This window comes from Pseudomonas nitroreducens TX1 (genome assembly GCF_000313755.1).
Classification (GTDB): Bacteria; Pseudomonadota; Gammaproteobacteria; order Pseudomonadales; family Pseudomonadaceae; genus Pseudomonas; species Pseudomonas nitroreducens_A.
Genome location: NZ_AMZB01000119.1, coordinates 76599 through 83905, shown reverse-complemented (window position 1 = coordinate 83905; position 7307 = coordinate 76599). Strand labels below are relative to the sequence as shown.

Genomic DNA, 7307 nt, shown 5'->3' with positions numbered 1-7307 from the left:
GGTATCGCGAGCTAGAGCAGAACAAGGCAGAAACAGGCTGAAAAAGCGGAGTTTACGCGCTGTAAATGAGCATTTTTCAGCCTGTTTCTAACGCAGTTATGCCGACGCGCAGCAGGTGTTGAACGGGCTCTCAGGCGTGGGGCAGATACAGGTCGGCCAGCGTCTGGCCACGGGGCACGCCGCAGAGGTACAGGCGGCGGGCGAAAGCATCGACGCTGGCGGGATGGCCGCAGAGTAAGGCGAGGGTTCGCCGCGAAACAAGCCGGAGTTGCGCCAAAACCTCGGCCGACTCGGCCGTGCTCATCAGTGTCACGTCCAGCTCCGGATGGTTGGCGGCCAGGGATTGCAGGGGTTCGGCCAGATAATGGCCAGCGTGGTCATGGGCCTGGTGAATGATGCGGATCGGCCCGCTGTGATGCTGCCGCAGCGCTTCGCGCAGCACGCCCCAGAGCGGCGCCAGGCCAGTGCCGGACGCCATCAGCAGCAATGGCCGCTCGTGCCATTCAGGGTCGTAGTGCAGCGCGCCGCCACGCAGTTCGCCCAGGCGCAGGTCGTCGCCGACCGTCAGGCCACGGGCAAAATCGGCGAAAGCACCGCGTTCGCGGCAATCAATGTGGAATTCGAGCCAAGGGTCGAGCCCCGGCACGCTGGCCAGCGAGTAGGGGCGCGCTATGCCATCGGCGCTCCAGAGAACCAGGTGTTGCCCGGCGCTGTAGCGCAGCGGGCGTTGCGGGGTGAGGCGAAGGCGCAGCACGTCCTGCGCCGGCCAGTCCAGTTCGGCGACCTTCGCAGGCAGGCCATCGCGTTGCGGGTCGAACGCTTCCACGCTGAGGTCTTCGACGACCCGGCATTGGCAGGACAGTCGCCAGCCTGCTTCGCGCCGCGCGCTATCCAGGGCATCGGGCAGGGCATCCAGCACCTCACCCCGGGTGCAACGCACCAGGCAGGCGTGGCAACTGCCGGCCCGGCAGCTGTAAGGCACAGCGACGCCGGCCCCGCGCAGGGCATCGAGCAGGTTGACTCCGGGGCTGACCGAAAAGCGTTGCGATCCGGCCTGTATCTCAGGCACGCGTCCACTCCCATGCGGCATCGCAGCGGTCACGTCCGCTGCGTTTCGCACGGTAGAGCGCCTGGTCGGCCCGTTGCAAGGCCTCGTCGAGGTCATCGTCGGCGTCGAGCAGCGTCATGCCCGCCGAGAGGCTGAGCACTTCGATGTTCACCCCCACCGGCTCCGCCGCTCCATAGGCCATGCGCAGACGCTCACAGCAGGTGGTCAGGCGATCGGCGTCGGCGTCAGGCAGCAGCAGGACGAACTCCTCCCCCCCGTAGCGCGCCAGTATGTCGCCTTCTCGCAGGCACGCCCGCGCCACCGCTGCGAAGGTCTGCAGCACGCGGTCGCCGGCGGCATGACCATGGACATCGTTGATCCGCTTGAAGTGGTCCAGGTCGATCAGTGCCAGACCATGGCGCTGGCCGGGACGCATTTCCTCCAGCGCGCGGCCGGCCAGGCGCAGAAAGTGCCGGCGGTTGAACAGGCCGGTGAGTTCGTCGGTGGCCACCAGGTCTTCGAGCTGGCGCATCATGCCGCGCAGGGTGTCCTGGTGCGCCTGCAGGGCGTAGCGGCGCTGGCGCATGCGTTGGCGCAGCGACTGCACGTAGCCGGCGAACAGGCTCAGCCAGGTCAGCACGATGAACAGCACCAGCAACTGCAGCACCGCCTGGGCAGGCAGTTGCAAGCGTTGCTGGAAGGCTTCGTGAAGATTGAGCCCGGCGAAGGCAATGAAGGCCAGGGCCGCGCAGCGGGCGAACACCCGGGGCTGCAACTGGAACACGCCGAACAGCAGGATCAGCACGTAGAGCACCATCAGCGTGCCACGTGCGCTGTCGACATTGGCCAGGAACAGTGTGTGCCAGACCACTGCCACCAGCACCTGCGGCTCGGTCATGCTCGGGTCGTTGAAGCGCTGGTTGCGCCCGCTGAAAAACAGCCAGGCGAACCCCACCTGGCTGCCGGCCACCAGCAGCGTGCAGGTCAGGGCGAAACTGGCGGGGGCGCGGTAGAACTCGCCGAACACCGCCAACCACAACAACAGCAGCGCCAGGGCGTAGGTCCCGAGGGCCATGCCGAATCGCCTGATGAGTAGTTTTTGTAAGGCGTGCTGCTTCAGAGGTGGTTTCAGCGTGCTCATGGGGCTCCGTCCCGTAATGGCACCTGGCCTTCACTCTACTATCAAAGCGCCCCAGTGCCTAGCCGATCCGAATGTGGGCGACCGAAGGCCTCCTTTACCGAGCCGGCACTGTCTGCGGAGCCATCTGGGACCAAGGTCGGATCACTGGCGGGTGCGCGGCGAGCGGCCGCAGCGGTATACTACGGCGCCTTTTTTCGCCGGAACCGTGCCGGCGTACTCCCGACGTAACAGGCCTTGCGCCTGTATTTCCTGCCTGAAGAGGACCGTGCTCCATGGCCGTGATCAAGCAAGACGACCTGATCCAGAGCGTCGCCGATGCCCTGCAGTTCATCTCCTACTACCACCCGGTTGATTTCATCCAGGCCATGCATGAGGCCTACCTGCGTGAAGAATCGCCGGCCGCCCGGGACTCGATGGCGCAGATCCTGATCAACTCGCGCATGTGCGCCACCGGCCATCGCCCGATCTGCCAGGACACCGGCATCGTCACCGTATTCGTCCGCGTCGGCATGGACGTGAGCTGGGACGGCGCCACCATGAGCGTCGACGACATGATCAACGAAGGTGTACGTCGCGCCTACAACCTGCCGGAGAACGTCCTGCGCGCCTCCATCCTGGCCGACCCGGCCGGCGCGCGTAAGAACACCAAGGACAACACCCCGGCAGTGATCCACTACTCCATCGTCCCGGGCAACACCGTGGAAGTGGACGTCGCAGCCAAGGGCGGCGGCTCCGAGAACAAATCGAAGATGGCCATGCTCAACCCGTCCGACTCCATCGTCGACTGGGTGCTGAAGACCGTTCCGACCATGGGCGCCGGCTGGTGCCCGCCGGGCATGCTCGGCATCGGCATCGGCGGTACCGCCGAGAAGGCCGCGGTGATGGCGAAGGAAGTCCTGATGGACCCGATCGACATCCACGAACTGAAGGCCCGCGGCCCGCAGAACCGCATCGAGGAACTGCGCCTGGAGCTGTTCGAGAAGGTCAACCAGCTGGGCATCGGCGCCCAGGGCCTGGGCGGCCTGACCACCGTGCTCGACGTGAAGATCATGGACTACCCGACCCACGCAGCGTCCCTGCCGGTCTGCATGATCCCCAACTGCGCCGCCACCCGTCACGCCCACTTCGTGCTCGATGGCTCCGGCCCGGCTTCGCTGGAAGCTCCGCCGCTGGACGCCTACCCGGAAATCGTCTGGGAAGCCGGCCCGTCCGCGCGCCGCGTCGACCTGGACAAGATCACCCCGGAAGAAGTGCAGAGCTGGAAGCCGGGCGAGACCATCCTGCTCAACGGCAAGATGCTCACCGGCCGCGACGCTGCGCACAAGCGCATGGTCGACATGCTGAACAAGGGCGAAGAGCTGCCGGTGGACCTCAAGGGCCGCTTCATCTACTACGTCGGCCCGGTCGATCCGGTCGGTGACGAAGTGGTTGGCCCGGCTGGCCCGACCACCGCGACGCGCATGGACAAGTTCACCCGCCAGATCCTCGAGCAGACCGGTCTGCTGGGCATGATCGGCAAGTCCGAGCGTGGCCCCATCGCCATCGAGGCGATCAAGGACAACAAGGCCGTCTACCTGATGGCCGTGGGCGGCGCCGCCTACCTGGTCGCCCAGGCGATCAAGAAGTCCAAGGTCCTGGCCTTCGCCGAACTGGGCATGGAAGCGATCTACGAGTTCGAAGTCAAAGACATGCCGGTAACCGTTGCGGTCGACACCAATGGCGAGTCGGTGCACATCACCGGCCCGGCCATCTGGCAGAAGAAGATCGCCGAGAACCTGGCGGTGGAAGTGCAGTGATCGCTGCGTGACCGCACCATGAAAAAGCCCGGCCATGTGCCGGGCTTTTTCATGGGTGGGAATTTTGTGGCTTCGGCGTACGGGCCAACCCATCGCGGATAGAACCGGAAGCAATGGCGCATCACCGTAGGAGCGGACCTTGTCCGCGAATCCCCCAGGATCGCGCCGGTTTCGCGGATAAGATCCGCTCCTACGAAATCCTGTGACGTCGGTGCGCTTCTGCAGGAGCGGACTTCGTCCGCGAAAGGCGGGCATGGCCCGCCCCAAACGATCACGCGCTACGCGGCACTCGGTTCAGCTCCACGACATTGTCACGGCGCTGGGCGAGGAAGCGGGTGCAGCTCACCCGCAGGAAGGACGCGAAATTCACCACTTCCCCGCGATAGTCCATCACCTCGTCATAAAGCTTGGCGATCAGCTGGTTGGTAGTCATGCCGTCCACCTCGGCGATCTCGCGCAGGATGTCCCAGAACTGGTTCTCCAGGCGCAGCGTGGTGACCACGCCACGGATGCGCAGCGAGCGGGAGCGCGACTCATAGAGAATCGGGTCGGCCTTTACGTAGAGTTCGCACATGGACGGCTTCTCCAGCTTCGATGTCAGGCCAGTTTACAGGCTGATCCTGGTGCCCAGTACTTCAAGGAATTTCGCCAGCCAGGCAGGGTGCGCAGGCCACGCAGGCGCGGTGACCAGGTTGCCGTCGACGTGGGCGGCATCCACCGGGATGTCCACGTATTCGCCGCCGGCCAGCTTCACTTCCGGGCCGCAGGCCGGGTAGGCGCTGCACGCGCGCTCCTTGAGCACACCGGCAGCGGCCAGCAACTGGGCGCCATGGCAGACGGCGGCGATGGGTTTTTTCGCGGCATCAAAGGCTTTCACCAGTTCGATCACCCTGGCGTTCAGGCGCAGGTATTCCGGGGCGCGACCACCGGGAATCAGCAGCGCGTCGTAATCCTCGGCGCGCACCTCGGCGAAGGTGGCGTTCAGCGCGAAGTTGTGGCCCGGTTTCTCGCTGTAGGTCTGGTCGCCTTCGAAATCGTGGATGGCGGTACGGATGCTCTGGCCGGCCTTCTTGTCCGGGCAGACGGCATGCACGGTGTGCCCAACCATCAGCAGCGCCTGGAACGGCACCATGGTTTCGTAGTCTTCGGCGTAGTCGCCGACCAGCATCAGGATCTTCTTCGCGGCCATCGTGGGCGTCCTCCAGGCAGGGCCCGGCCTTGGCGGCCGGGCATGCGGGAGAGCTTAGACAGTCGAGCTGGCGGCGGGGTAATACGCCGCTACTACGTATGTTCAGAGACCGATGCGCTCGAAGAAGCCCGGTTTCTCCACTTCCTTGCCGCTGGCGGCGATGCTCACCGGCTCCTGCACCTGGCGCGTGGCGGGGATTTCCCGCGAGCCGAGCTCCTTGCCCACCAGTTGCAGCGGACCGGCGCCCTGCCCGGCGGTGTGTTCGTACTTGGGCGGCGTGTGGGTTTCGTCGTAGCGCAGGTAATAGACCTCGCCGGCGCGGGCTTCCAGGGTGAAGCCGGCAATCAGGGTAAAGTCCAGGCTGCCGCCGGCGAAGAAGGTCCAGAAGCTGCCCAGCAGCGGGCGGCGCATCTGCAGCGGATAACTGCCGGGGGCAAAGCTCAGAGCGAAGTAACCATTGCTCGGCAGGCTGCCGATCAACTCGTTGTTGATGAACAGCCCGGGGGCTTCCAGCTCTTCGTCGGACCACTGGTTCTGCGGCCGGTAGAGGTACACCGTGGCCTGCTGCGAATCCGCCGGCAGCGCACCGAACGGCGGCCCGTCCACCGCACCGAAGAACGCGCCAGGCGAACTGCAGCCGGCCAGCATCAGGAGAAAGGCGCACAGGGCCACTCGGAGCATGGAAAGTCCCTCTTATGGTTATGCCCGGAGCATAACCATGGCGCCCGGCCTTGCCACCCGTCGAAAGTCCGGGTCGATGGCATCACAGTTACAACCCCCGATGTCCCGCTCATCCTGTCCCGTTTGACACCTATCCAGGACCGGCCAAGTATTACCCGGTATTACCTTTTACTAACGGGATGGGAACATGGCGACTTCAGTCAAGCTCGATGAGGACATGCTCGCCCGCATCCGCGAGCTGGCGGCGCTGCGTCAGCGCACCCCGCACTGGATCATCCGCGAAGCCATCGGCCAGTACGTCGTGCGGGAGGAGCAGCGCGAGAAGCTCAAGCGCGATACCGAGCAGGCCTGGGAGGAGTTCCAGGCGACGGGCCAGCACGTCACGGCCCAAGCAATGGAGAACTGGCTGAACAGCTGGGGCGCTGAGGACGAGCAAGACGCACCGAAATGCGAGTGATCTATGCGCCCGCAGCGCTTCGCGACCTCGAACGCCTGCGTCGATTCCTTCGCGAGAGCAACTCCGCCGCCGCACGCCGCGTCGGCCAGATCATTCTCCAGGCCGCGCAGGCATTGGGCGCACACCCACAGATGGGTCGGCTGATCGACGATATGCCGGTGGAGTACCGTGAATGGCCCATCGACTTCGGCGACAGCGGCTATCTGGCGCGTTACCGCATCAACGGCGAAACACTGGTGATTCTCGCGATTCGTCATCAGCGCGAAGCCGGTTACTGATCCCGGTTCAGCTCAGTTCCTTGAGCCAGAACATCATCGACTTGGCTGTCTGCCGTTGCTCGCCAATATCGCGCCAGTGGCATTCGCTCTGCAGGGAGGGTTGCGGGGTGAAGCCGCGCTGCAGCCAGAAGGCATCCGGCGCGCGGTAGCGGGCGGGTCGTGCAGGATGCTCCGGGGGCCGCCGAAGGGCGCAGAAGGCACACCAGTCGAAGCGATCCAGGCCTCGCGCAAAGCGCTCGCGTTCCTCGAAGAAACGCAGGTCGAGAGCGGCGCTGCGGTACTCCGGCAGAACCACCGACTCGCCAAAATAGAAGATTCGCTCCGGGTTCCAACCCTGTGCCAGGAACGGCTGCTGGAAAGCCCCGGCCTCGTCCAGCAGCGGCAGCCCGGTCGAAGCCCCCACTACCCGGCCCTCGTCGATTACCAGTACGCACAGGCTCCAGGCCGAGCGCACATGACTGGCGAGGTACCCGGCTTCGTACTCCGGACTGCCATCGTAGAGGTACGGATACTCGCGGAGCACGGTAATGCGCAGTCGTACCAGGTCATCGATGAAAGGGCGGATGGCGTCGCCGCTGAGCAGGCGGATGTCCTGGGGCATGATGGTCGTCGTCCGCAAGGGGCCACAGCGGCGGTGCTGCTGAAAACCTAGCACGGGCAACGCAAGTCGGCGGCGCTGGCGAGGCCCGACGTAGCCTCCGCTTCGCGAGCACGCTC

9 protein-coding genes are annotated in these 7307 nt (G+C 65.1%); 3 read left to right on the top strand and 6 right to left on the bottom strand.

Annotation, left to right across the window (positions count from 1 at the left end; genetic code table 11):
• Window positions 1–130: 130 nt before the first annotated feature.
• Window positions 131–1069 carry an iron-sulfur-binding ferredoxin reductase gene (locus C167_RS0118055; protein WP_017519695.1) on the bottom strand — a complete coding sequence of 313 codons (939 nt, stop codon included), beginning with the start codon at window positions 1067–1069 and terminating at the stop codon, window positions 131–133.
• Window positions 1062–2189, bottom strand: coding sequence for a GGDEF domain-containing protein (locus tag C167_RS0118050; protein ID WP_026079140.1), 1128 nt, complete (start codon window positions 2187–2189; stop codon window positions 1062–1064). The genes C167_RS0118055 and C167_RS0118050 overlap by 8 nt, the downstream gene beginning before the upstream one ends.
• A gap of 272 nt (window positions 2190–2461) precedes the next feature.
• Between C167_RS0118050 and C167_RS0118045 the strand changes: the two genes are divergently transcribed.
• Window positions 2462–3985, top strand: a complete 1524-nt coding sequence (locus C167_RS0118045; RefSeq protein ID WP_017519693.1) for a fumarate hydratase — start codon at window positions 2462–2464, stop codon at window positions 3983–3985.
• Window positions 3986–4256: 271 nt separating this feature from the next.
• Here C167_RS0118045 and C167_RS0118040 read toward each other — a convergent pair whose 3' ends face one another.
• The 3 genes from C167_RS0118040 to C167_RS0118030 form a co-directional block, all read right to left on the bottom strand.
• Window positions 4257–4559 carry a ribbon-helix-helix domain-containing protein gene (locus C167_RS0118040; protein WP_017519692.1) on the bottom strand — a complete coding sequence of 101 codons (303 nt, stop codon included), beginning with the start codon at window positions 4557–4559 and terminating at the stop codon, window positions 4257–4259.
• A gap of 33 nt (window positions 4560–4592) precedes the next feature.
• Window positions 4593–5174: a DJ-1/PfpI family protein gene (locus tag C167_RS0118035; RefSeq protein ID WP_017519691.1), complete on the bottom strand. Its 582-nt coding sequence runs from the start codon at window positions 5172–5174 to the stop codon at window positions 4593–4595.
• A 102-nt stretch (window positions 5175–5276) separates the two neighbouring features.
• Complete coding sequence (locus C167_RS0118030) at window positions 5277–5855, bottom strand: DUF2846 domain-containing protein (protein WP_017519690.1); 579 nt, start codon at window positions 5853–5855, stop codon at window positions 5277–5279.
• Window positions 5856–6042: 187 nt separating this feature from the next.
• On the opposite strand from C167_RS0118030, the gene C167_RS0118025 reads away from it, so the two are divergent.
• Complete coding sequence (locus tag C167_RS0118025) at window positions 6043–6312, top strand: CopG family ribbon-helix-helix protein (protein WP_017519689.1); 270 nt, start codon at window positions 6043–6045, stop codon at window positions 6310–6312.
• Window positions 6303–6590 (top strand): type II toxin-antitoxin system RelE/ParE family toxin, encoded by a 288-nt coding sequence (locus C167_RS0118020; RefSeq protein WP_017519688.1) that lies wholly within the window; start codon window positions 6303–6305, stop codon window positions 6588–6590. Before C167_RS0118025 ends, C167_RS0118020 begins: the two co-directional genes overlap by 10 nt.
• A 7-nt stretch (window positions 6591–6597) precedes the next feature.
• On the opposite strand, the gene C167_RS0118015 is transcribed toward C167_RS0118020, so the two are convergent.
• A complete protein-coding gene (locus C167_RS0118015) occupies window positions 6598–7191 on the bottom strand; it encodes a hypothetical protein (protein WP_017519687.1) in 594 nt (197 codons plus the stop codon).
• Between the last annotated feature and the right edge of the window lie 116 nt (window positions 7192–7307).